The 25,123-nt window shown below is 67.9% G+C and carries 17 protein-coding genes; 8 read left to right on the top strand and 9 right to left on the bottom strand.

All coding sequences use genetic code 11. The annotated features are described in order from the left end of the window. Positions 1-123: 123 nt before the first annotated feature. From C6P61_RS03785 to secF, 5 genes are all read left to right on the top strand, one after another. Complete coding sequence (locus C6P61_RS03785; RefSeq protein ID WP_105728691.1) at positions 124-3,738, top strand: indolepyruvate ferredoxin oxidoreductase family protein; 3,615 nt, start codon at positions 124-126, stop codon at positions 3,736-3,738. Between the two features lie 73 nt (positions 3,739-3,811). Beyond that, the gene (locus C6P61_RS03780) at positions 3,812-4,192 is read left to right on the top strand and encodes a hypothetical protein (RefSeq protein ID WP_105728597.1); all 381 of its coding nucleotides are present in this window, start codon (positions 3,812-3,814) and stop codon (positions 4,190-4,192) included. 62 nt (positions 4,193-4,254) lie between these two features. After that, positions 4,255-4,575, top strand: coding sequence for a preprotein translocase subunit YajC (yajC, locus tag C6P61_RS03775; RefSeq protein ID WP_105728596.1), 321 nt, complete (start codon positions 4,255-4,257; stop codon positions 4,573-4,575). 69 nt (positions 4,576-4,644) lie between these two features. Next, positions 4,645-6,549: a protein translocase subunit SecD gene (gene secD, locus C6P61_RS03770; protein WP_105728595.1), complete on the top strand. Its 1,905-nt coding sequence runs from the start codon at positions 4,645-4,647 to the stop codon at positions 6,547-6,549. A gap of 12 nt (positions 6,550-6,561) precedes the next feature. After that, positions 6,562-7,515: a protein translocase subunit SecF gene (gene secF, locus C6P61_RS03765; RefSeq protein ID WP_105728594.1), complete on the top strand. Its 954-nt coding sequence runs from the start codon at positions 6,562-6,564 to the stop codon at positions 7,513-7,515. 60 nt (positions 7,516-7,575) lie between these two features. Here the strand turns inward: secF and dprA are convergent, their stop codons facing one another. Further along, positions 7,576-8,727 carry a DNA-processing protein DprA gene (gene dprA, locus C6P61_RS03760; RefSeq protein WP_425319731.1) on the bottom strand — a complete coding sequence of 384 codons (1,152 nt, stop codon included), beginning with the start codon at positions 8,725-8,727 and terminating at the stop codon, positions 7,576-7,578. 11 nt (positions 8,728-8,738) lie between these two features. Next, a complete protein-coding gene (locus C6P61_RS03755; RefSeq protein WP_105728689.1) occupies positions 8,739-9,971 on the bottom strand; it encodes a LysM peptidoglycan-binding domain-containing protein in 1,233 nt (410 codons plus the stop codon). 223 nt (positions 9,972-10,194) lie between these two features. Here C6P61_RS03755 and def point away from each other — a divergent pair, with 223 nt between their 5' ends. Together def and fmt are read left to right on the top strand one after the other, a co-directional pair. After that, positions 10,195-10,713 (top strand): peptide deformylase, encoded by a 519-nt coding sequence (gene def, locus C6P61_RS03750; RefSeq protein ID WP_105728593.1) that lies wholly within the window; start codon positions 10,195-10,197, stop codon positions 10,711-10,713. A gap of 10 nt (positions 10,714-10,723) precedes the next feature. Beyond that, positions 10,724-11,698: a methionyl-tRNA formyltransferase gene (gene fmt, locus C6P61_RS03745; RefSeq protein ID WP_105728688.1), complete on the top strand. Its 975-nt coding sequence runs from the start codon at positions 10,724-10,726 to the stop codon at positions 11,696-11,698. Between the two features lie 35 nt (positions 11,699-11,733). Here the strand turns inward: fmt and C6P61_RS03740 are convergent, their stop codons facing one another. From C6P61_RS03740 to C6P61_RS03715, 6 genes are all read right to left on the bottom strand, one after another. Then, on the bottom strand, positions 11,734-13,593 hold the full coding sequence (locus C6P61_RS03740) for a response regulator (RefSeq protein ID WP_146114960.1): 1,860 nt from the start codon (positions 13,591-13,593) through the stop codon (positions 11,734-11,736). Further along, entirely contained in the window at positions 13,586-14,107 is a 522-nt protein-coding gene (locus C6P61_RS03735; RefSeq protein WP_105728687.1) for a putative pterin-binding protein, read from the bottom strand. The genes C6P61_RS03740 and C6P61_RS03735 overlap by 8 nt, the downstream gene beginning before the upstream one ends. 43 nt (positions 14,108-14,150) lie before the next feature. Beyond that, positions 14,151-16,196, bottom strand: a complete 2,046-nt coding sequence (locus C6P61_RS03730) for an ATP-dependent helicase (protein ID WP_105728591.1) — start codon at positions 16,194-16,196, stop codon at positions 14,151-14,153. 117 nt (positions 16,197-16,313) lie between these two features. Beyond that, positions 16,314-18,506 (bottom strand): replication restart helicase PriA, encoded by a 2,193-nt coding sequence (gene priA / locus C6P61_RS03725; RefSeq protein WP_211296918.1) that lies wholly within the window; start codon positions 18,504-18,506, stop codon positions 16,314-16,316. A gap of 280 nt (positions 18,507-18,786) precedes the next feature. Beyond that, on the bottom strand, positions 18,787-19,920 hold the full coding sequence (hemE, locus tag C6P61_RS03720; RefSeq protein WP_105728590.1) for a uroporphyrinogen decarboxylase: 1,134 nt from the start codon (positions 19,918-19,920) through the stop codon (positions 18,787-18,789). 82 nt (positions 19,921-20,002) lie between these two features. After that, positions 20,003-22,180, bottom strand: a complete 2,178-nt coding sequence (locus C6P61_RS03715) for a protein-disulfide reductase DsbD family protein (RefSeq protein ID WP_105728589.1) — start codon at positions 22,178-22,180, stop codon at positions 20,003-20,005. A 105-nt stretch (positions 22,181-22,285) separates the two neighbouring features. On the opposite strand from C6P61_RS03715, the gene C6P61_RS03710 reads away from it, so the two are divergent. Then, a complete protein-coding gene (locus C6P61_RS03710) occupies positions 22,286-23,137 on the top strand; it encodes a creatininase family protein (protein ID WP_105728588.1) in 852 nt (283 codons plus the stop codon). Positions 23,138-23,141: 4 nt separating this feature from the next. Here C6P61_RS03710 and C6P61_RS03705 read toward each other — a convergent pair whose 3' ends face one another. Then, on the bottom strand, positions 23,142-25,082 hold the full coding sequence (locus C6P61_RS03705) for an ATP-binding cassette domain-containing protein (protein ID WP_105728587.1): 1,941 nt from the start codon (positions 25,080-25,082) through the stop codon (positions 23,142-23,144). Positions 25,083-25,123 lie beyond the last annotated feature (41 nt).

The raw sequence follows: 25,123 nt of genomic DNA, 5'->3' as shown, positions 1-25,123 counted from the left end.
TGCGGCGCGACGGGGGGCGACAGCTGTGCAGCGGATCAAGCCCCGCATACACTTTGATCGGATTCATCCTGTCGATGGGGTGCCGGCCTGTGGGTCGTCACCCTGGCCAAAAGGAGGTTGATGATGACCGTCCCCCAGTCTGCCCTGGTCGGCGCTGTTCCTGGCGCCGTCACGCTCGACGACAAATACGCGCTGGCGCGCGGCCATGTCTTCATGAGCGGCATTCAGGCCCTGGTGCGGCTGCCGATGCTGCAGCAGCAGCGCGACGCGCTGCAGGGCAAGAGCACCGCCGGCATGGTCAGCGGCTACCGCGGCTCGCCGCTGGGCGGCTACGACCTCGCGCTCTGGAAGGCGAAGCAGCATCTCGACGCGCACCAGATCGTGTTCCAGCCTGGCGTCAACGAGGAGCTGGCCGCGACCGCGCTCTGGGGCACGCAGATGCTGGGCTATGCGCCGCCTGGCACGCAGAAGTTTGATGGCGTGTTCGGCCTCTGGTATGGCAAGGGACCGGGCGTGGACCGCTGCTCCGACGTCTTCAAGCATGCCAACCTGGCCGGCACCACGCCCTGGGGCGGCGTGATCGCGGTCGCCGGCGACGACCACGCAGCCAAGAGCTCGAGCGCACCGCACCAGAGCGACCATGTGTTCAAGGCCTGCGGCCTGCCGGTGTTCTTCCCGTCCAGCGTGCAAGAGATCCTCGATCTGGGCATCCATGCCTTCGCCATGAGCCGCTACGCCGGCCTGTGGGCCGGCATGAAGACGATCCAGGAGGTGGTCGAGTCGGGCGCCGGGGTCGAGGTCGATCCGCAGCGGGTGCAGATCGTACTGCCCGATTTCCCGATGCCGGCGGGCGGGTTGCATATCCGCTGGCCCGACACCCCGCTGGCGCAGGAAGACCGGCTCATGAACCACAAGTGGTATGCCGCGCTGGCCTATGTGCGGGCCAACCGGCTCAACCACGATGTCTGGTCCGGGCCCGATGACCGCTACGGCATCATCGCCAGCGGCAAGGCCTACAGCGATACGCGGCAGGCACTGGCCGACCTCGGGCTGGATCAGGCCGCCTGCCGCGCGCTCGGCATCCGTCTGCACAAGGTCGCGGTGGTCTGGCCGCTGGAAGCGCAGACGGTGCGCGAGTTTGCCACCGGCCTGCAGGAGATCCTGGTGGTGGAGGAAAAGCGCCAGGTCATCGAGTACCAGCTCAAGGAGGAGCTCTACAACTGGCGCCCTGATGTGCGCCCCGATGTGCTCGGCAAGTTCGACGAGTCCGGGACCGACCACAGCGGCGGCGAGTGGAGCCTGCCCGACCCGAGCGGCCAGACCTTGCTGCGCGCCACCGCCGACCTGACGCCAGCCTTGATCGCGCGCGCGATCGGACGCCGGCTGCAGCGGCGCGGCCTGCTGGCACCGGGCAGTGCTGTTGCACAGCGGGTCCAGTCGCAGCTGGATCTGCTCGACGCGCGCGCGCAATCGCTGCAGACACTCTATGCGGGCGGCGCGGCACCCGAGCGCCCGCCCTGGTACTGCTCGGGCTGTCCGCACAACCGCTCGACCGTGGTGCCGGAAGGCTCGCGCGCGATCGCCGGCATCGGCTGCCACTACATGGTGACCTGGATGGACCGCCATACCGAGGGCTTCACCCAGATGGGCGGCGAGGGCGTGCCCTGGGTCGGCCAGCAGCCCTTCAGCCGCGAGCCCCACCTGTTCGCCAACCTCGGCGACGGCACCTATTTCCACAGCGGCCTGCTGGCGATCCGCCAGACCATCGCCGCCGGCGTCAACATCACCTACAAGATCCTCTACAACGACGCGGTCGCGATGACCGGCGGCCAGCCGGTGGGCGAACGCCCCGAGGGCTGTTCGGTGCTGCAGATCGTGCACAGCCTGCGCGCCGAAGGCGTGCGCCGGATCGTGATCGTGACCGACGAGCCGCTCAAGTACGTCAACGCCGAGCAGCAGCTGCCCGGCGGCATCACGCTGCGCCTGCCCGCCGAGGTGCCGGTCGAGCACCGCGACGAGCTCGATCGCCTGCAGCGCGAGTTCCGCGAGGTGGCGGGCACGACTGCCATCATCTACGACCAGACCTGCGCCACCGAGAAGCGGCGCCGGCGCAAGCGCGGCCTGCTGGTCGAGCCGGCGCGGCGCGTCCATATCAACGCCGCCGTCTGCGAAGGCTGCGGCGACTGTGGCGAGAAAAGCAACTGCCTGAGCGTCGAGCCGCTCGAGACCGAACTCGGCCGCAAGCGCCAGATCAACCAGAGCAGCTGCAACCTCGACTATTCCTGCCTGGACGGTTTCTGTCCCAGTTTCGTCACGGTCGAAGGTGGGCGGCTGCGGCGCGCAGCGCTCAAGGGTCTGCCCGACCCGGCCGAGCTGGGCGACTTGCCCGAGCCCGAGCTGCCAGCGACGGCTCATCCCTACGGCATCCTGATTGCCGGCGTGGGCGGCACCGGCGTCATCACGCTCGGTCAGCTGATCGGCGAGGCCGCCTTCCTGGACGGGCGCGGCGTCGTGACGCAGGACGCCGCCGGCCTGGCGCAGAAGGGTGGTGCCACCTGGAGCCATGTCCAGATTGCCGACCGGCAGCCCGACATCCTGACCACCCGCGTCAGCCTGGCCGAGGCCGACCTGCTGCTGGGCTGCGACCCGATCGTTGCCGCGCAAGCCGAGTCGGTGTCACGCCTGCGTGCCGGCCGCAGCCGTGTCGCGCTCAATTCCCATGTTGCGCCGACGGCGGCCTTCGTGCACCAGGGCGGCTGGAAGAGTCCCGGCGCGCAATGCCAGGCCATCCTGGGCCAGACGGTGGGCGAGCCCGCGCTGTCGGTGCTCGACGCCGAGGCCCTGGCGCGCCAGCTGGTCGGCGACGCGATCTACGCCAACCCGCTGCTGCTCGGCTATGCCTGGCAGCGCGGCTGGGTGCCGCTGCGGCGCGAGTCGCTGCAGCGCGCGATCGAACTCAATGCCACGGCGGTGGCACAGAACCTGGCCGCCTTCGAATGGGGCCGGCTGGCGGCGCATGACGGCGCGCGCGTGCAGGCCTTGCTGACACCGCCAGCCCAGGTGATCCGCTTCCAGCCCAGGCCCGGGCTGGACGGGCTGGTGTGGGACCGCGTCGAACGGCTGACCGCCTACCAGGATGCGGCCTACGCGCGCCGCTACCAGGACGCGGTGCGCCGCGTCCAGCAAGCCGAAGCTGCCCAAGTGCCCGGCAAGACCGCGCTGGCTGAGGCCGTCGCGCGCCACCTGCATGACCTGATGGCCTACAAGGACGAGTACGAGGTGGCGCGCCTCTACACCGATGGCAGCTTCGAGCGCGAGGTGGCCGAACGCTTCGAGGGCGACTACCAGCTGCATTTCCATCTGGCGCCGCCGTTCTGGGCCAAGCGCAACCCGCAGGGCGAGCTCAGGAAGAATGCCTATGGCCCCTGGATGCTGGGCCTGATGCGTGGGTTGGCGCGGCTCAAATTCCTGCGCGGCACCGCCTTCGATCCGTTCGGTCGCAGCGCCGAGCGCCGCACTGAGCGGGCCTTGCCCAGCGAATACCTGGCGCTGGTCGACGAGCTGCTGGCGACGCTGTCGCCCGACAACCACGCGCTGGCGCTGCAGCTCGCCCATCTGCCGGGCCAGATCAAGGGCTTCGGCCATGTCAAGGCGCGCCATCTGGCGGCAGCGCGCGAGCGCTGGAGCCAGCTGCTGGCGCAGTGGCGCGCCCAGTCCCCAGCCGGCGACAGGGCCTGAAGGGATTCAAGCCGCGCGCAGTCAACGCACAAAGTCCAAGCACAATCGGGCCGACCTGAAAGGACCCCCCCTCATGAGCCAGACCTTGCGTTTTCTCCAATTTGACTGCAGCGAAGACAGCGGCGGTCTTGCCAGCTTCGAGGCCATGGCCAGTGTCGGCGCCGCGCAATGGCCGGCGTTGCAGGCCGAGGTTGCCGCCGTGCTGGACTGGGCGCACCACGGCTTTGCCGGCGTGCGCGGCCCGCTCGAGGACGACGGCGACTGGGACTACGACCTGCATGCCAGCCTTGAGACCGTCGCCGCGCTCGAGCTCGACTACGACCCGGCCGCGCGCCGGCTGGCCTGCCAGGCAACAAGCGACGGCCTGCCGCGCTACACGCTGACCTTGACCCTGGGAGGTACACCCGGTTTCGCCCTGGCCTTGCGCGAGCGCTTTGACCTGGGCGACGATTAGAATGACCGCAGGCTGGCCCTCAGGGTCGGCCGCCTCTGAATTCTTTTCTGACAGGACCCCAAGTGTTCATTTCTCCCGCTTTCGCCCAGGCCGCCGCTGGCGGCGATACCCAATCGACCCTGATGAGCATGCTGCCGCTGGTGCTGATGTTCGGCGTGCTGTATTTCGTCATGATCCGGCCCCAGATGCGCAAGCAAAAGGAACACAAGGCCATGATCGAGGCGCTGGCCAAGGGTGACGAAGTCGTTACCGCTGGCGGCCTGCTCGGCAAGGTCAGCAAGATCGGCGACAGCCACATCGGCGTCGAGATCGCCACTGGCGTCGAAGTCCAGCTGCAACGCTCTGCCGTGGTGCAGGTGCTGCCCAAGGGCAGCCTCAAGTAATTCCCTCGCGATTGAGTTCGGCCGGACCTGGGTCCGGCCGTTCGGCTTTTTGAACGGAGCGCCAGGCTCATGAATCGATATCCCCTGTGGAAATACGTGACCATCGTGGTCGCGTTGCTGATTGCCACCCTCTACACCCTGCCCAACTTCTTTGGCGAGGCACCAGCGGTCCAGGTTTCCTCGGGCAAGGCCACCATCAAGGTCGACCTGTCCATGGTCAGCCGCGTCGAGCAGGTGCTGGCGCAGCAGGGGCTGGCAGCCGAAGCGATCCAGTTCGATGGCAATTCGGTCAAGGCGCGTTTTGCCAGCACCGATCTGCAGATCAAGGCGCGTGACGCGATCGATCACGCACTCAACACCGATCCGACCAATCCCGGCCATGTCGTGGCGCTGAACCTGCTGCCGCGCACTCCGGCCTGGCTGCAGTCCTTCGGTGCGGCGCCGATGTACCTGGGCCTGGACCTGCGCGGTGGCGTGCACTTCATGCTGCAGGTCGACATGCCGGGCGCGCTGGTCAAGCGGGCCGAGGCCATGGCCGGCGATGTCCGCAGCGCCTTGCGCGAGAAGAACCTGCGCGCGATCGTGCGCCGCGAAGGCCAGGCGCTCGACATCCGGCTGCGCGATGCCGAATCGCTGGCGGCCTCCAGCCAGCTGCTCCAGACCCAGTTCAACGACTGGGTCTTCACCGAATCCGCCGCCGAAGGCGAGTTCCGCCTGACGGCCCGCCTCAAGCCCGAAGGTGCGCGCGCGATCCAGGAGCAGGCGCTCAAGCAGAACATCAACACCCTGAACAACCGGATCAATGAGCTCGGCGTGGCCGAGCCGGTGATCCAGCAGCAGGGCCAGGACCGGATCGTGGTCCAGCTGCCGGGCGTGCAGGACACGGCCAAGGCCAAGGACATCCTGGGCCGCACCGCGACGCTGGAAGTCCGCATGGTCGAGGCCCATGGCCAGCCGGGCGCGCGCGACTACAACCCGGCCCGCCTGCAGGAAGCCGAGCAGGGCCTGGTGCCGCCCGGCACCGAGCTGATCTACTCGACCCGCGACGGCCGCAAGGAGCCGTTGCTGCTGTCGCGCGAAGTGGTCTTCAGCGGCGAGAACCTGACCGGCGCCGACGCCTCGATCGACCAGCAGAACTCGAGCTCGGTCGTCAGCGTGACGCTCGACGGCAAGGGCGGCGCCGCGATGCGCGCCGTCACCCGCGACGGCATCAAGCGCCGCATGGCGGTGGTGCTGATCGAGAAGGGCCGGCTCGAGGTGCTGACCGCGCCGACCATCCAGTCCGAGCTCAGCAACCGCTTCCAGATCACTGGCATGAACAGCCCGCAGGAGGCGACCGACCTCGCGCTGCTGATGCGCGCCGGCAGCCTGGCGGCACCGATGGAGATCATCGAGGAGCGCACCATCGGCCCGAGCCTGGGCGCCGAGAACATCGCCAAGGGCTTCAACAGCGTGATCGGCGGCTTCATCGTGATTGCCATCTTCATGTGCGTCTACTACATGCTGTTTGGCGTGTTCTCGAGCATCGCGCTGTCGGTCAACCTGCTGCTGCTGGTGGCCGTGCTGTCGATGCTGCAAGCCACGCTGACCCTGCCTGGCATTGCCGCGATGGCGCTGGCGCTCGGCATGGCGATCGACTCCAACGTGCTGATCAACGAGCGCATCCGCGAGGAACTGCGCAACGGCGCCGCGCCGCAATCGGCTATCGCTGCCGGCTATGACCATGCCTGGGACACGATCCTGGACTCCAACATCACGACGCTGATCGCGGGCGTGGCGCTGCTGGCCTTCGGTACCGGCCCGGTGCGCGGCTTTGCGGTCGTGCACTGCATCGGCATCCTGACCAGCATGTTCTCGGCCGTGTTCTTCTCGCGCGGCCTGGTCAACCTCTGGTATGGCCGCCAGAAGAAGCTCAAGTCCGTGTCGATCGGCACGGTGTGGAAACCGGCCGCCAGCCCGTCCCAGGCCGACTGACAGGAAAACGCGATGGAACTGTTTCGAATCAAGAAGGACATCCCCTTCATGCGCCACGCGCTGGTGCTCAACGCGGTGTCGTTGATCACCTTCCTGGCGGCGGTCTTCTTCCTGTTCTCGCGCGGGCTCAACCTGTCGGTCGAGTTCACCGGCGGCACCGTGATGGAGGTCGCCTACGAGCAGCCGGCCGACCTCGAGTCGGTGCGCAAGGTCGTGACCCAGCTCGGCTATGCCGACGTGCCGGTGCAGAACTTCGGCACCTCGCGCGATGTGCTGATGCGGCTGCCGGTGCTGCAGGGCCAGAGCTCGGGCCAGCAGAGCGAGGCCATGATGGCGGCGCTCAAGGCACAGAACCCCGCGGTGTCGCTGCGCCGTACCGAGTTCGTCGGCCCGCAGGTCGGCAAGGAACTGCTGGCCGACGGCCTCAAGGCGCTGGCCTTCGTGATCGCCGGCATCATGCTCTACCTCGCGGTCCGCTTCGAGTGGAAATACGCGGTCTCGGGCATCATCGCCAACCTGCACGACATCATCATCATCCTGGGCTTCTTTGCCTTCTTCCAGTGGGAGTTTTCGCTGGCAGTGCTGGCGGCGGTGCTGGCGGTGCTGGGCTATTCGGTCAACGAGTCGGTCGTGATCTTCGACCGCATCCGCGAGACCTTCCGGCGCCAGCGCAAGATGGACCCGGTGCAGGTGATCGACCACGCCATCACCTCGACCATCAGCCGCACCATCATCACCCACGGCTCGACCCAGATCATGGTGCTGTCGATGCTGCTGTTCGGCGGCCAGACCCTGCACCATTTCGCGCTGGCGCTGACCATCGGCATCCTGTTCGGCATCTATTCGTCGGTGTTCGTCGCGGCGGCGATCGCGATGTGGCTCGGCATCAAGCGCGAGGACCTGGTCAAGACGTCGGGCAAGAAGGCCGGCGATCCGGACGACCCGCATTCCGGCGCCGTGGTCTGAGCACCGATCTTCGACTTCCGATCTGCAAGCCCCCCAGTCTGACGACCGGGGGGCTTTTTTTCAGCTGCGTGCGCGCCGCTGGTAGATCCCGCCCGGCAGGCGGGCCACCCAGCCGTCGAACTCGAGCTCGAGGAGCCTGGCCTGCAGGGTCGGCAGGTCCAGGCCGCAACGGGCCTGCAAGGCATCGAGTCCGCACGGCTCGAAGCCCAGCACCCGCAGCAGCGCATCGTCCGGCAGCGGGTCCTTGCCTTGCACTGTGCCCTGTTGATCAGCCGTTCCGTTTGGCTCCGACTCCTGACCCGTCGCAGCGGACGGGAGCTGGTCACGCAGTTCCTCCAGGATGTCCGCTGCCGACTCGACCAGCTTGGCACCCTGGCGTATCAGCGCATGGCAGCCGCGCGACTGCGGCGAGTGGATCGAGCCGGGAATCGCGAACACCTCGCGTCCCTGCTCGGCGGCCTGGCGTGCCGTGATCAGCGAGCCCGACTGCAGCGCGGCTTCCACCACCAGCACGCCCTGGCTCAGGCCCGAGATGATGCGGTTGCGTTTCGGGAAGTTGGCTGCCAGCGGTGGCGTGCCGAGCAGGTATTCGCTGATCAGCGCGCCCTGGGCGGCAATGCGCTGCGCCAGCGCCTGGTGTTTTTTCGGGTAGATCTGGTCCAGCCCGGTGCCGACCACCGCCAGCGTGCAGCCGCCAGCCTCCAGCGCGCCCTCGTGCGCGGCGCCGTCGATGCCGAGCGCCAGCCCCGAGACGATGCAGGCGCCGGCTTCGGCCAGTGCGCGGGCGAACTGGCGCGCATGGTCGGCGCCCTGGGCGGTCGGGTTGCGACTGCCGACCATGGCCAGCCGCAGCGGATGGCGCAGTGCGGCCGGGTTGCCCTCCAGGTGCAGCAGCAGCGGCGGGTCCTCGATCTGCAGCAGCTCGGCCGGATAGTCCGGGTCGCCCAGCGTCAGCAACTGGCGCCGCGTAGCGCCTGCCAGCCAGCGGCGGGTCTGCTCGCACAGTTCGCGCCAGCCCTCGGGCTCGGTCAGCAGCCGCTCGGCCAGGGTCGGGCCGACCACGGCGGCCAGCGCCGCGCGCGGTTGGGCGAATATCGCTGGCGGCAGGCCGAAGGCTGCCAGCAGCTTGCGCGCGCTGGCATCACCGACACCGGGCGTGAGCTTCAGGCGCAGCCAGGCCTCAAGTTCGGCGTCTGGCAGCGCGCGCGTCATGACAGCAGGCGTCAAGGGGTGATGAAGCGGTCGCCGATCTTGACGCCGTCGGTGATCTGCAGCAGCAGCGCGTACGACACCCGTTCGAAGACCCGGAACACGATCATCAGGCCGTTGCGCTCGCCTGGCAGGCGCAACTCGGGCTTGCCCGGGTCGGTCTTGTCGGGCAGCACGCCGCTCTCCTTGAGCAGCGTCAGCACCTGGCCGGGTTCGACGCCGTCGCGCGCGCCGCGGTTGATCGTCACGACCTGGCTCTGGCCGGCGTAGCGCACCGCATTGCCATAGACCGACACCACCTGTCCTTGCTGTTCCGGCTCGGGGGCGTGCGGCACGAATACCGGCCACTCGGGCGGTGGCGCGGGCAGCAGTCGGTCACCGATGCGGACCTCTTCCTTGGCCAGCGTGATGTCCACGGTCGCCGGAACGATCTGCTGCGTTGGCTTGCCGTCCGCTCCGGTGCCGACGATGATGTCCTCGGAGCGCACCAGCTCGGCCTGGCCGACATACTGGGCCTCGTAGCCCAGGATCTCGCCGCTGGCCGGGTCCTTGAGCGCCACCGCGTTGCGGAAGATGCGCAACCGGCGCGGCGAGCCCGCCTCGAGCTGCAGCGGCTGACCGAGCTGGCGGCCGCTGTCGCCATACTGGCCGCGCGCATAGGCCCGGTCGCCCTGGCTCAGCAGCACGCGGTTTTCCGGCGTGGCGACCAGCCGGGCCGCACCGGCCAGGGTGTTTTCGTCGACTATCAGCGCCTCGTTCAGGAACGGCGCGATCACGTCGAGCGGAATCGGCGGGATTGCCGCTTCGGCCAGGTTCTCGCTCCGGACGCGAGGCGACAGCCTGACCGTGGGCATCTCCCCCTGCTCCAGGCTGAGCCAGGCGCGGCCGTTGGCCTTGTGCAGCACCAGCCGCTGGCCCGGGAAGATCAGGTGCGGGTTGCGGATCTGCTGCAGGTTCATGCCCCAGAGCTCGGGCCAGCGCCAGGGCCGCCTGAGGTAGAGCCCCGAGATGTCCCACAGGGTGTCGCCGCGCTTGACGGTATAGCGGTCCGGCGCATTCGGGCTGAGCTCGGACAGCGGCACGCCGGCCTGCGCCACCTTTTGCGCGGTCCCGCGCTGGCCGGGCGTGACCGGGTAATCCGGGAAGGCCCGCGCCGGGCCTGCCGCCCACAGCAGCGTGATGCTGGCGGCGCCGGCCAGCAGGCCACGGCGTCCGCTCGCCAATTGGCTCGCTCCGATGGCTGGCATTGCGGTGTCTCGGGTCTCGGCCCCTTGGCCCGACCCGGGCTTGCTCGTGGCTGCCATTGCTTCCTCCCTGGAGTGGTTTCTGTACAGATATTGCCTCCTGTCCCCCCTTGTGGCAAGCGTAAAACCCGCATCGCCAGACGCAGCGCTGAAAAGTCGCGAAAATATGCACCTTTGCGCTGCGCCCCTGGCGGCGGTTTTGCGCCTCCTACCGATATAGCTCCCCATGTCCGATACCGAACTGCTGACCATCCTGCGTTACCCCGACCCGCGCCTGCACACCGTGGCCAAGCCCGTGGCGGCGGTCGATGACGCCATCCGCGCCATGATCGAGCGCATGCTGGCGACCATGTACGAGGCGCAGGGCATCGGCCTGGCCGCGACCCAGGTCGATTTCCACCAGCGCCTGGTCGTGATCGACGTCAGCGAGGAGCGCAATCAGCCGCTGGTGCTGATCAACCCCGAGATCGAATGGGCCAGCCCGACCCAGCGCCGCGGCGAGGAGGGTTGCCTGTCGGTGCCCGGCATCTACGACGGCGTCGAGCGTTCGATCGCGGTCAAGGTGCGCGCGCTCGATGAAAAGGGCGAAAGCCGGCTGATCGAAGCCGACGGCCTGCTGGCGGTCTGCATTCAGCACGAGATCGACCACCTCAACGGCAAGGTGTTCGTGCAGCATCTGTCGCAGCTCAAGCGCGACCGCATCAAGGCCAAGCTGGTCAAGGCCGAACGCGAGGCCAGGCGCTGAGATGGCGGGCCTGAAGGTCGTCTTCGCGGGCACGCCCGAATTCGCCGCAGTGGCGCTGCAGGCGCTGCTGGCCGCCGGCTTCGAGGTGCCGCTGGTGCTGACCCAGCCCGACCGCCCGGCCGGGCGCGGCATGAAGCTGCAGGCCTCGCCGGTCAAGCAGTTGGCGCTGCAGCATGGCATCCCGGTGTCGCAGCCGCTGAGCCTCAGGCTCGACGGCAAGTACCCGGCCGATGCCGCCGCCGCGCGCGAGGCCCTGCTGGCGGCTGGCGCCGACATCATGGTGGTGGCGGCCTATGGCCTGATCCTGCCGCAGTGGACGCTGGAGCTGCCGCGCCTGGGCTGCCTGAACATCCACGCCTCGCTGCTACCGCGCTGGCGCGGTGCGGCGCCGATCCATCGCGCGATCGAGGCCGGTGATCTGGAAACCGGCATCACCATCATGCAGATGGACTTGGGGCTCGATACCGGCGACATGCTGCTGGAGGAAAAGCTGGCGATCCGTCCTGATGACAGCACCGGCGTGCTGCATGACCGGTTGGCGCTGCTGGGCGGACGCCTGATCGTCGAGGCGCTCGAACTGGCGGCCTGTGGCGGCCTGCGCGCTACGCCCCAGCCGGCCGAAGGCGTCAACTACGCGCACAAGATCGAGAAGGCCGAGGCGCTGATCGACTGGTCGCTCGACGCACAGACCCTGGCGCGCCGGGTGCGTGCCTTCAACCCGTTTCCGGGTGCAGTCACGAGCTGGCAGGGTGAGTCGCTCAAGGTCTGGGGTGCTGTGGCCGAGGGCGATCAGCCCGCCAGCGCCGACTTTCCCGCCGGCAGCGTGCGCAGCGCCGATGCCGAGGGCGTGCGGGTGCAGGCCGGCGCTGGCGTGCTGCGTCTGACCGAACTGCAGCGCGCGGGCGGCAAGCGCCTGCCGGTGGCCGATTTCCTGCGCGGGGTCGCACTGGCGCCCGGCGCCCGTCTGGGCCAGCTGCTGGCCTGAGTCGGCCGCACCTCGCGGTCCTGCCGGGCCGCGGCTCAGTGGCGCTGCCGGCTCCAGCGCAGCAGCGCCTGTTGCAGCTGCTGCTTTTGCACCGGCTTGGACAGGAATTCGTCGATCCCGGCTGCCAGCGCCCGCTCCTGCGCCTCGTTCATCACATCGGCGCTCAGGGCAATGACGGGGATATGCCGCTTGTCATCGCTGCGCGCGCGCAGCGCCTGGGTCGCTTCGAGCCCGTCCATCTCGGGCATGTGGATATCCATCAGGATCAGGTCGAAGTCCTGCTGCTCGATCTGTTCGAGCGCCTCGCGGCCATTGACGGCGAAGCTGGCCCGGTGGCCCAGCCGTTCGAGCAGGGTGCCGATGAAGCTGCGGTTGACCGGGTGGTCCTCGGCCACCAGGATCTCGAGTGGTGGCGGGGTCGGTTCGCTCGGCCCGGCAGCAGGCGGCTGCTCCGGCTGCGCCGACTGCGGGTCTGTCTGGGGCGCGGCGCAGGCCGGTGTCTCCAGCGTCAGCGTGAAGGTCGAGCCCTGTCCGGATTGACTCTCCACCGTGATGTCGCCGCCGATCAGGCGGGCCAGCGTGCGCGAGATTTCCAGTCCCAGCCCGCTGCCACCGAAGCGGCGGTTCGCGCCCGCATCGATCTGGTGGAAGCGCTGGAACAGCTGAGCCAGCGTGGCCGGGTCCATCCCGATGCCGGTGTCGCTGACCGCGAAGGTCCAGTGCAGCGCTTCATCTGGCCCGGGCTCGCAGTGCACGCTCAGCGTGACGCGGCCCTTGTCGGTGAACTTGATCGCATTGTTCAGCAGGTTGTAGAGGATCTGGCGCACGCGCGTGGGGTCGGTCTCGACCCAGTCCGGCCATTGTGCCGGCGCTTCGAACACGAACTCCAGCCCCTTATGCTGGGCCTGGCTGCCCATCAGCTGCTGGACATCCCCGATCAGCCGGCGCATGTTGACCGGCTCGGGCTGGATCAAGATCCGGCCCGACTCGAGTGCCGACATGTCGAGGATGTCATTGAGCAGGCGCAGCAGATGCTGCGCCGAATCCCTGGCGGTCTGCATGTGCTCGCGTTGCAGTGGTGCGAGGGGGCTGTCGCCGAGCATGTCGAGCATGCCCAGCATGCCGTTGAAGGGCGTGCGCAGCTCGTGGCTCATGTTGGCCAGAAACAGGCTCTTGCTGCGGTTCGCTTCTTCGGCCAGGTCGCGCGCCGCGGCGAGCTCGGCGTTGAGTGCCTGCAGCGCGGCCTGTTCCTGCTCCTGGCGGCGCTGACGCAGCAGCAAGCCGGTGGCCGCCAGCATCAGCAGCAGCATCTGGGCGCCGATCAGCCATCGGATCTGGGCATTCTGTACGTTCAGCACCACGACATGCTCCTCGATCAGGCCCGCGACCACCAGGGTGGAGGCGACCGAGAGCGCCTGCACGTCCGGGCCCAGCTGGTACAGGCGCTCAAGCAGCGTTTCGAGCGCCGCGCCATCTGGCGCCGGCGTGCTCAACAAGGGCGTGGCATCGGCGATCAGCTGTTCCAGGTGCGGCATCAGTTCCTGGTATTCCGATCGTGTGCGCAGCTTGAAGGTGCTCGGGTTGTCGCGCAGCAGCTCGACCCGGCTCAGGAAAATCTCGTAGCGCAGCGTGACCGCCTCCCAGTCGGGCTGGCTGCGGCCACGGCTACGCAGCGTCAAGGCCAGGTCCGAGCGCAGGCGCAGGAATTCGCGTTCGAGCTGGAAGGTCAGCGAGGTGATCGAGTCGCCCTGGAGCCGGGTGGCTTCCTCGACGGTGCGGTTCTGGCGCATCAGCACCGCCAGCATGATCGCAAACGCCACCGCCAGCAGCGCTGCCGTCAGCGATAGCCCGAGCAGGAAGCGGCGCTGGCTGGGCAGGCGCATCGACTTATTCAACCTCGATCGCCTTGAGCTGCCAGATCGAGCGGCTGTAGTAGAGCGTGTTGCGCAGTTCCTCGTCGCTGTCGTAAGGGTAGACCACGAACAGCGGGCCCTTGTGGCGCACCGGGATCAGTTCGCCATTGATGCGCAGCGCCAGCACCACATCGAAGCGCAGGCTGTCCGAGACCGGAATGCTGACCTTGTAATCGTTGAGCGCAATCGCCTTGAGCTGGCTACCCTGGGCCTTCACCGAAGCCAGTACATCGCGCAGCAGCGGGCCGCTGAACTGGACCGGCTTGTCCTGCCAAGGCGTCTGGGTCGTGAAGCTGCGCTGCGGCAGCGACTCCAGCCGGCTCAGGTCGAACGCGACCTTGGCACCCGCTTGTCCGGCGCCAATCTTGCCGCTGATCGTCAGGATTTTCTTGCCGGTCGGCGCGGCATCCTGTGCCAGTCCGGGCCTGGCCAGCAGCAGCGCTGAACCGGTCAGCAACAGGCCCAGTACCAGTCGACGCCGTCCGGCTTTACGCATCATTTTCTCCATAAACTTATTGATTTTTTCGTTATGGTAACGCTCACTGGCCGGGTGGTGCCTGCGCGGCTCTGGCCGCGAACTCGGCGCGCAGCGCGCGCAGCTTCTCGCGCGGGTCCTCCTTGACCGTGGCCTGGTCCAGCGCCATCTCCTCGATGAAGCGGCTGGGCTGGCCCGGCACCATCTCGCGGCCCTTCTTGCGCCGCTTGAGCCAGCTCACGACCAGGGTCTGCTGCGCGCGTGTGATGCCGACATACATCAGGCGCCGTTCCTCCTGGATGCGCAAGGCCAGCGCCGCGCCGTCGCCCGCATCGTCAGGCTTGAACGGCAGCAGCCCTTCGTTGACACCGGCCAGGATCACATGCGGCCATTCCAGTCCCTTGGAGGCATGCAGTGTCGACAGCGTGACCTGGTCGGCATCCTGCTCGCGTTCCGAGATGGTCGAGATCAGCGCGATGGTCTGCGCGACTTCGAGCATCGACTTGACCTCGCGCTCGGTCGTGACGCCACCGCTGTCGTCGATCTGGCCGCCGCAGCGCGCCGCCACCCAGTCGCAGAAGTCGATCACGTTGCCCCAGCGTGCGGCGGCGGCCTTCTCGCTGTCCTCGCTGTCGTAGAGGTATTGCTCGTAGCCGATGTCCTTCAGCCAATCGCTCAGGAAGACCTTGGCTGCCTCGGCACCGCGGGTGTGGCGCGCACGGTGCTCGAGGTCGTTGAGGTAGCGGCCGAATTCGTGCAGGCCCGCCAGTGCGCGCGCATTGACTGCCGCCGCCAGCGAATGCGAGAACAGCGACTCGAACAGGCTGAGCTTGTACTGGGTCGCGAAGCTGCCGAGCTGGGCCAGGGTCTGGTGGCCGATGCCGCGCTTCGGGGTCGTGATCGTGCGCAGGAAGGCCGGGTCGTCGTTGTTGTTGACCAGCAGTCGCAGCCAGGCGCAGAGGTCCTTGATCTCGGCCCGGTCGAAGAAGCTCTGGCCCCCTGACACCTTGTACGGAATCTGCGCCCGGCGCAGCGCGGTTTCCAGCGGTCGCGCCTGGTGGTTGGCGCGGTACAGGATCGCGAAGTCCTTGAACGCCTTGTGCTTGTGGTTGGCGCGCAGACCCTGGATGCGTGCCACCGCGCGTTCGGCTTCGTGTTCCTCCTGGTCGCAGGCGCTCACGCGCACCGGCTCGCCCTCGCCGAGCTCGCTCCAGAGCGTCTTCGGGAACAGCTTGGGGTTCGGGCCGATCACGTTGTTGGCCGCACGCAGGATGGCGCTGGTCGAGCGATAGTTCTGCTCGAGCTTGATCACGCGCAGCTCGGGGTAGTCCTGCGGCAGTTTCTTCAGGTTGTCCAGCGTCGCGCCACGCCAGCCGTAGATCGACTGGTCGTCGTCGCCCACCGCGGTGAAGCGTCCGCGCTCGCCGACCAGCAATTTCAGCAGCTCGTACTGGGTCGCGTTGGTGTCCTGGTACTCGTCGACCAGCACATGGCCGAGCTTTTTCTGCCATTTCTCCCGTACCTCGGGAAACTCGCGCAGCAATTTCAGTGGCAGCGCGATCAGGTCGTCGAAGTCCACGCTCTGGTAGGCCGTCAGCCGTTCCTGGTAGCGCGCCATCACGAGCGCGATCACGCGTTCGTTCTCGTCCTTGGCCTGGGCCAGCGCCTGCTCGGCGTTCAGGCCGGCACCCTTCCAGCCGCTGATGGTCCATTGCCATTGGCGCGCGGTCGCTGTGTCGGTGCTGCCGCCACAGTCCTTCAGGATGCCGGTGATGTCGTCGGTGTCGAGGATCGAGAACTGGCTCTTGAGCCCGAGTGCCTTGCCGTCCTCGCGCAGCAGCCGCACCCCGAGCGAGTGGAAGGTGCAGATCAGCACGTCCTTGGCGGCCTTGCCGACCAGCTGGCGCGCGCGCTCGCGCATCTCGGCCGCCGCCTTGTTGGTGAAGGTGATGGCCGCGATCCGGTTCGCCGCCAGCCCGGCCTGGATCAGGCGTCCGATCTTGTGCGTGATCACCCGCGTCTTGCCCGAGCCGGCACCGGCCAGCACCAGGCAGGGGCCGCCGAGGTGATTGACGGCATCGAGTTGGGCGATGTTCAGACCGGCTGACATGGGGTAGCGCGCATGGAAAAGCTTTCAATGATAAAGGTAGAACAGTTTTTTCGCTTGTGGCTGCCGGTTCCTGTTTCAGTCCGGCCCCTGATCCCACCTATTCTCGGCAGAAGCGCTTCAGATCGCCAGCGGGTCGACGTCGATGGCCCAGCGCAGCACGCCCTTGGCCTCGGGCTGGCTGCGTGCCAGTTGCAGCTGCTCCTGCCAGGCGGCCAGGAAGGCCTGCAGCGCCGGGCGCGAATCGCTCTCGATCAGCATCTGCGCGCGTTCGACATTGGCCACGCGCTGGATCGCCATCGGCACCGCGGGGTAGAGCGTCAGGTGCTCGCGCCCGGGCAGCGGCTCGCCAGCCTGCGCCGCCAGATTCAGCAGCGCCTGCGCCGCTTCCTGGGTGCGGGCCTCGGCGCGCACCAGCGCCTGGAAGGAGTAGGGCGGCATCAGCGCGGCCTCGCGTTCCTCGAGTTGCTGCGTCGCGAAGGCCGGGTAGTCGTGCTGGACCAGGGCCGCGAACAGCGGATGCTCGGGGTACCAGGTCTGGACCCAGAGCTCGACCGCCGCGCCCTGGCTGGCGACGAAGTCGGCATCGCGCCCGGCGCGCCCGGCCGCCTGCAGCAGCAGTGCGAACAGCCGTTCGGGCGCCCGGTAGTCGCTCGCGAACAGGCCGCCGTCGGCGTTGACGCTCGCGACCAGCGTGATGCGGCGGAAGTCGTGGCCCTTGGCGATCATCTGGGTGCCGACCAGCACATCGAATTCACCCTCGTGCATGCCGGCGAGCTGCTGCTCCAGGCTGCCCTTGGCGCGCGTGCTGTCGGCGTCCAGCCGCAACACGCGGATCGGTTCGCCATCGGCGCGTCTGGCATGGGCCAGCAGCCCGACCAGCTGCTCCTCGAGCTGTTCGGTGCCGCGTCCGACCGGCGCGATGTCGAGGTTGCCGCAACCCGGGCAGGCATAGGGCACGCGCGAACTGTAGCCGCAGTGGTGGCAACGCAGCGTGCGGTCGATCTTGTGGAACACTGCATGCGCGCTGCAATGTGGACAGTCGCTTTTCCAGCCGCAGGCGTGACAGGCCAGCACCGGGGCGTAGCCGCGCCGGTTCAGCAGCAGCATGCTCTGCTCGCCGCGGGCGGCGCGCTCGGCGATCGATTCCAGCAGCGCAGGGGCCAGCACGCATTGCTTGGGCTGGTGGTTCATGTTGACCAGTCGCAGCCTGGGCAGTGCGCCGCCACCGATGCGCTGCGGCATCTCGAGCTTGAGGTAGCGGCCGATCTCCGCTGCGCGCCAGCTCTCGAGCGAGGGCGTGGCCGATCCCAGCAGCACGCGGCAATGCGCGGGCGACCGGCCCTGGCTTTCGCGCTTGGCCCGATAGACCGCGAGGTCGCGTGCCGAGTAGCGCGCGCCTTCCTGGCTCTTGTAGCTCGGGTCGTGTTCCTCGTCGACCACGATCAGGCGCAACTGCGGCAGGCTGGCGAAAATCGCCATCCGGGTGCCGAGCACGATGCGCGCCCGGCCCTGGTGTGCCGCCAGCCAATGGTCGAGTCGCTGCGCCGGCGTCAGCCCGCTGTGCAGCGAAACCACGCCCCAGCGCGCAAAGCGTTCCATGAAGCGGGCCTCGAGCTGAGGCGTCAGGTTGATCTCAGGCACCATGATCAGGGCCTGCGCCTGCGGGTCCTGCTCGAGCAACTCCTGCACCGCGCGCAGATAGATCTCGGTCTTGCCGCTGCCGGTGGTACCGAACAGCAACGCCGGCCGGTCTGCGGCCTGGAAGCGCTGCAGCGCGATGGCCTGTTCCGGGCTGAGTTCGGGCCCAGCCTTGGTGTCACCCACGGACAAGGATTCCGGCATCTGTGGTTCGGAGTCTGCGGCCTGGTTGACTTGCCGACCCTGGGTCTTCGGGTTGCCGGCCGCCGCCTTGGCCAGGCGCTTGAGCTTGCGCGCGAGCTGCTCGGCTTGCAGATCGCGCAACTGCGGCGGCAGCGCGGCCAGCGCTACCTCGCCCAGGCTGCGCTGGTAATAGCGGGCGGCAAAGCTCGCCAGTCCGCGCCAGGCGGCGTTGAGTGGCGGTATCGCATCGAACACCTGCAGCACCGCGCGCGCCTGTCCGGGCTCCAGTCCTTCCAGGCTCAGTCCTGGCGCCTCCCAGACCAGGCCCAGCAGCTCGCGCTTGCCCAGTGGCACCCGCACCAGGGTTCCGGGCTCCAGCGGGCGGTCGTGCACATAGGTCAGCGCCGGGCCCAGGCCGCTGTAGGCGGGCGTGGTCACGACCACCGCCAGCGGGGTCAGCGACAGGTTCAGGTCGCCAGCATCAGCCATTCATCGGAACCGGAAATTGGCTGCCGCTTTGCTCTGGTAGCGGTGCCAGATTTCTGTGGATAACTTTGTTGGCAACCGGTGCGGGTGAGTTGGACATTGGCCCCGGCCTTGTCGCTCACGCGATCGAGGCCAGTCCAGGGAGGCAGGAAAAAGATCAATTGCAACAATGGCTTGAAAAATTTTCTGCGCCGGATCTTGCCAGCTGGCGCGCACCGGACTTATCCCCTTGTGCTGCGACCAAACTGTGCAAAAGCCAATCTTCCACATCTGGTTTTCCGCTTCAATCGCGCGTGCGCATCAGGCGCGAATGCGCATGCACGGTGTCGACCAGCACCTTCACGATCTCGGGCGGCGTGTGCTGGCTGATGCCATGGCCCAGGTTGAAAATATGGGTCGGCCCCGTCTGGTCGCGGTCGGTGTGCGGCGTGCCGAAGCTCTCGAGCACGCGACGCACCTCGGCTGCCACCTGATCGGGATTGGCGAACAGCACATTTGGGTCGAGATTGCCCTGCAAGGCCTTGCCCGGACCGCCGACATGACCGCCGACCCGAGCGCGCGCCTGCGCCAGGTTCACCGTCCAGTCCAGGCCCAGCACATCGCAGTCCAGGCTGTTCATGTCGTCCAGCCACAGGCCGCCGCCCTTGGTAAAGACGATGCGCGGGATGCGTGATCCGTTGAACTCCCTGGGCAGCTGGTCCAGCACCCGCTTGGTGTAGGCCAGGCTGAACTGCTGGAAGTTGCCGTCGGCCAGCACGCCGCCCCAGCTGTCGAAGATCATCACGGCTTGCGCGCCAGCCTCGATCTGCGTGCGCAGATAGAGTGCGACCGCGTCGGCGTTGATCTCGAGCATGCGCCGCATCAGGTCGGGGCGCTGATACATCAGCGTCTTGACCTGGCGGTAGTCGTCCGAGCCACCGCCCTCGACCATGTAGCAGGCCAGCGTCCAGGGGCTGCCCGAGAAGCCGATCAGCGGCACGCGGCCATTGAGCGCCCGGCGGATCGAGGTCACCGCATCGAACACATAGCGCAACTTGTCCATGTCGGGCACGGCCAGCGCGGCGACATCGGCCTCGGTGCGTACCGTCTTGGCGAACTTGGGACCTTCGCCGAGCGCAAAGCTCAGGCCCAGTCCCATCGCGTCGGGCACGGTCAGGATGTCGCTGAACAGGATGGCCGCGTCGAGGTCATAGCGCTCGAGCGGCTGCAGCGTGACTTCGGTGGCGTAGTCGACATTGGTCGCCAGCCCCATGAAGCTGCCGGCCTGGGCCCGCGTGGCGCGGTACTCGGGTAGATAGCGTCCCGCCTGGCGCATCAGCCAGACCGGAGTGTGATCGGTGGCCTGGCGCAGACAGGCGCGCAGGAAGCTGTCGTTTTGCAGCGGGGCAAAGCTGCCGGAGGTGACGTTCGTGCTCATCCCGCCATTGTCGCAGCAGCGTTGCCAGCCGGCCGGCAGTTTGATCCGGAGATCGTCCAGGTCTTGATCGATCGCAAACCGTTCAGCGTCGGCTCAACGCCTCGATCACCTCGGCGCTGCTGGGCAGTTCCGACAGCAGCCGGGGTTCCTTGCCGGGCAGGTAAAGCGCGTAAGTCGGCACCCCATTGCGCCCCACCGCCGCCAGTGCCTGGGTCACTGCCGGGTCGCGCCGGGTCCAGTCGGCGCGCAATAGCACCACGCCGTCGGCCGCGAAGCGGTCTAGCAGTCCGGGGTCCGACAGCACTGTACCCTTGTTGTACTGGCAGGTGACGCACCAGGCTGCCGTGTAATCGACGAAGACCGGTGTGCCGGCCGCCTGCAGCTGTGCCATGCGCTCGGGCGTCCAGGCGTGCCAGCTCCGGTCGGCAGTCGGCAGGGCGGATGTTGTCGTCACCTGTGCCGGCTCGTTCACCGGGGTCCAGATCCGTCCCCCCGCTTGCCAGAGCCAGCCCAGCAGTCCTGCCAGCAGCAGCAGCGCCAGCAGCGTGCGCACTTTGCCGCGCCGGTTCACTGCCCAGGACAGCCAGGCCAGCAGCAGCAGTGCCAGCAGCAACGTCGCTGCGCCATTGATGCCGGTCTGCTGACCCAGCACCCAGAGCAGCCAGACCACGGTCGCGAGCATCGGAAACGCCATGAACTGGCGCAACGTCTCCATCCAGGCGCCCGGCCTCGGCAGCGCATGGGCGACCCAGGGGAAGAAGCTGGCCGCCAGATAGGGCAGCGCCATGCCGATGCCGATCGCCACGAAGACCGCCAACGCCTGTGCCGTCGGCAGGCCGATCGCCAGTCCCAGCGAGGCCCCCATGAAGGGCGCCGTGCAGGGCGATGCCACCGCCACCGCCAGCACGCCGGTCAGGAAGGCATCCGCCAGCGGGTGGCGCAGCTGCAGCCCGGCCAGCGAGGCCGGCAGCACGCGGCCGAAATCGAACAGGCCGGCCAGATTCAGGCCGATCACAGTGAACAGCAGCGCCAGCCCGGCCACCACCGCCGGATTCTGCAGCTGGAAGCCCCAGCCCAGCTGTTCGCCCGCCGCCCGCAGCGCCAGCAGCAGTCCGCCCAGCGCCAGGAAGGACAGCAGCACGCCAGCGGTGTAGGCCAGCCCGGCCCGACGGTGCGCGCGCCGGTCATCGGCATGGCGCGCGAAGGCCATCACCTTGATCGCCAGCACGGGAAACACGCAGGGCATCAGGTTCAGGATCAACCCGCCCGCCAGCGCGCCGAGCAGCGCAGCCCACAGCCCGATATCGCCCGCCGTGCCGGAACTGCTGGCTCCGCTGGTGCCTGTGCCTTGAGGGGCTTGCGCCAGCGCCTGCTGCAAGGCTGGCGGGATTTCGCTGCGCTGTGCCGCGGCAGGCCATTCGCCTTCCACCGGCACTTCCATCCGCACCCCGGCCTGCTGTTCGCCCGCGCCAGCCAGTGCCAGCACGAGCGCGACCAGGCTCGGGCCCTCAACGCGGTCCGGTGACAAGGGCAGGCTCGCGCTCCATTGCGTGCCATTCCAGCCCTGGGTCCAGGCCGCGCCCGGAGCGATCAGCCCGGCGCTTTCCGGGAAGATCTCCAGTGACTTGCCACGCCAGCCCGCCGGCAATCCGTCCAGGCTGACTCGCAGGGTCTTTGCATCGGGGCGCAGCCGGCTGGCCGCCGCTGCCTGGGTGCGCGGAGCCGCGTCCCAAGCCTGCTGGAACAGGCCTGCATGCTGGGCCGTCGAGCCCTGGGCAGCAATCCGGACCTGGAAGCTGCCCTGCTCGGGAATGCATTCCTGGCGGCAGACCAGCCAGCTCGCCTGCAGATTCACGACCAGCGCATCGCCCTGGAACCCGGGGCTGACTTGCAACGGCACCGGCAGCAGCACCGTACCGTCATAGCCGTAGTTGGCCAGCTCGCCGAGCGGGAACTTGCGCGGTGTCGGCCAGGCGATCTCGCCCGCTGTCACGCCAGCCGGCAAGGTCCAGCGCAGCTCGGTCGGCAGCCCCGAGTCGCCCGCATTCTTCCAGTAGCTGTGCCAGTGCGGCGCATGCTGCAGCTGCAGGCCTAGCCAGAGCGGCTTGCCCACCGCCACCCCCTCCGGGGCATGGACCAGCAACTCGGCCCGTACCTGCGCGGTCTTGACGACACCGTCCCCCGTCAGGTCCAGCGCCCAGGTGGGCCAGGACAGGGTAGACAGCAGGGCGAACAGCAGTCGGACGATCCAGTGACGCATCGTGAAGCAACAAGGTAAAGGTGGATCAGGGGGAGGCCTAGGCAGCAGCCCCGGCACCGCATTGTGCAGGACCGCCCCAACCCTTGTCCGGCTTAAGATCTCGCCATGCCCGATTCACTTCCTGTCCTGCGCCGTTGGGCCGACCTCTGCACCACCGACTTTTCAAGCCTCGATCCCGAGCGCACCGTTGCCGTGTTGCCGGTTGCCGCGATCGAACAGCACGGCCCGCATCTGCCGCTGTCGGTCGATGCCGATCTGGTCGAGGGGATCTTGACGGCAGCCGGGCCGCATCTGCCGGCAGCTTGTCCGGCCTACGTCCTGCCGACCCAGTCGGTCGGGCTGAGCCCCGAGCACCAGCGCTTTCCCGGCACGCTCACTCTGCGGCCCGAAACCGTGCTGCGGCTCTGGACCGACATCGGTGAATCGGTGGCGCGCGCCGGCGTGCGCAAGCTGCTGATCTTCAACAGCCACGGCGGCCATGCCGGCATCATGGATCTGGTCGCACGCGACCTGCGCACCCGCCTCGACCTGCTGGTCTACAGCGCCAGCTGGTTCAACCTGCCCTTGCTCGACGAACAGGGTCACGACCTCAACACCCGCATCAGCCCCGCCGAGCACCGCTTCGGCATCCACGCCGGCCAGGTCGAGACCTCGATGATGCTGGCGCTGAAACCCCATCTGGTGCGGATGGAGCATGCCCGCGACTTCGCGTCCACCTCGCAACAGCGCGCCGCGCAATACTCGATCCTGGGCAACGGCCGCAGCGCCAAGCTGGCCTGGCAGATGCAGGACTACCACCCGCAGGGCGCAGTCGGCAACGCCGCGCTGGCCGATGCCGCGACGGGACGGGCATTGGTCCAGGCTGCCGGGCGCTCATTGGCCCAGCTGCTGCAGGAGCTCAGCCAGCTGCCGCTTTCCACGCTGGTGGATCAGCCCGACCTCGACCTGCAACCCTGAGCTCTCAGACGCCGCCGAGCTGCTCCCAGCGCTCGAGCGCCGTCATCAGCGCCTCCTCGATCTCGCCATGGCGCGCCGACAGCAAGGCCGCCTGGGCCGGATCGTTCGCATACAGGTGGCCGTCGGCCAGTGCCCGGTCGATCTGCTGCTGTTCCTGCTCCAGCGCCTCCATCTGTGCTGGCAGCGCCTCGAGCTCGCGCTGCTCCTTGTAGCTCAGCTTGCGCTTGGCCGTCGGCGCGACGCTGGGCGACGGCACAGCCGCAGGCGCTGCCGCCGTTGCCTGTCCCTTGGCCGCCAGCGTCTTGTCGCCCAGCTTGCCGGAAGAGGTCTTGGCGCCCCAGGGCGATCCGGCCACCGCGCCCTGCGCCCGTGCCGCCTGTGTCAGCCAGTCCTGCACGCTGCCTTCGTATTCGCGCCACAGGCCGTCGCCCTCGAACACGATGGTGCTCGTGACCACGTTGTCGAGGAAGCGCCGGTCGTGGCTGACCAGGAACACCGTGCCCTCGTACTCGGCCAGCAAGCCTTCGAGCAACTCCAGCGTGTCGATGTCGAGGTCGTTGGTTGGCTCGTCGAGCACCAGCACGTTGGCCGGGCGTGCGAACAGGCGCGCCAGCAGCAGCCGGTTGCGCTCGCCGCCCGACAGAGTCCTGACCGGCGCATGCGCCCGCGCCGGCGAGAACAGGAAGTCACTCAGATAGCTCTTGACATGGGTGCGGCGGCCGTTGATCTCGACCCATTCGCTGCCCGGGCTGATGAAATCCTCCAGCGTCGCGTCCAGGTCGAGCTGGTCCCGCATCTGGTCGAAGTAGGCTACCTGCATCTGCGTGCCGCGCTTGACCGTACCCTCGTCGGGCTCCAGCTGACCCAGGATCAGCTTCAGCAACGTGGTCTTGCCGGCGCCGTTCGGGCCGATCAGGCCGACCTTGTCACCCCGCAGGATGGTGGCGGTGAAATTCTTGATGATGGTCTTGCGCGAGTCGCCGTCGCCGAACCACTTGCTCGCGTTCTCCAGCTCGGCCACCAGCTTGCCGCTCGGCGCGCCGCTGCTGACCTCCATCCGCACCCGGCCGACCGCATCGCGCCGCTGCGAACGCTGCGAGCGCAGCACCGACAGCCGCTCGATGCGTGCCTGTGCCCGTGTGCGCCGCGCCTCGACCCCCTTGCGGATCCAGATCTCCTCCTGGGCCAGCAGCTTGTCGGCCTTGGCGTTGATCACCGCCTCCTGCGCGAGCTGCTCTTCCTTCAGCACCTGATACTGGCTGAAGTTGCCGGCATAGCTCATCAGCCGGCCGCGGTCGAGCTCGACGGTCCGCGTCGTGACCCGGTCCAGGAAGGCGCGGTCGTGGCTGATCACCACTACGCTGCCCTTGAAGCCCAGCAGCAGCTCCTCCAGCCAGCCAATCGCATCGAGGTCGAGGTGGTTGGTCGGCTCGTCCAGCAACAGCACGTCGGGCTGGCTGACCAGGGCGCGCGCCAAGGCCACCCGCTTCTTGAGTCCGCCCGACAGCTCGCCGACCCGGGTCGCGCCATCGAGCTGCAGCTTGTCCAGCGTCTGTTCGACCCGCTGCTCCCAGTTCCAGGCATCGAGCGCCTCGATCTCGTTTTGCAGCGCGTCGAGGTCGACCCCCGGCGCATGCTCCAGATATAGATCGCGTACCAGTTTGGCGCGCGCCAGTCCTTCGCTCGTGACATCGAACACGCTGGCATCGCCATCCAGTACCGGCTCCTGCGGCACATAGGCCTGGCGCAAGCCGTTCTGCGTCTGGACCACGCCATCGTCGGGCCTCTCGAGGCCCGCCAATATCTTGAGCAGCGACGACTTGCCGGTGCCGTTGCGGCCCACGAGACCGACGCGCTCCTGCGTTTCGAGGGAGAAGTCTTGGTGATCCAGCAAGGGCACATGCCCGAACGCCAGCGATACCTGATTGAGAGTGATCAAAGCCATGCGAGCGATTATCCGCCTGACCCATCCCCATCCCCATCCCC

The sequence above is a fragment of the Malikia spinosa genome (genome assembly GCF_002980625.1).
Classification (GTDB): Bacteria; Pseudomonadota; Gammaproteobacteria; order Burkholderiales; family Burkholderiaceae_C; genus Malikia; species Malikia spinosa.
This window is presented reverse-complemented; position numbering and strand designations above follow the sequence as displayed.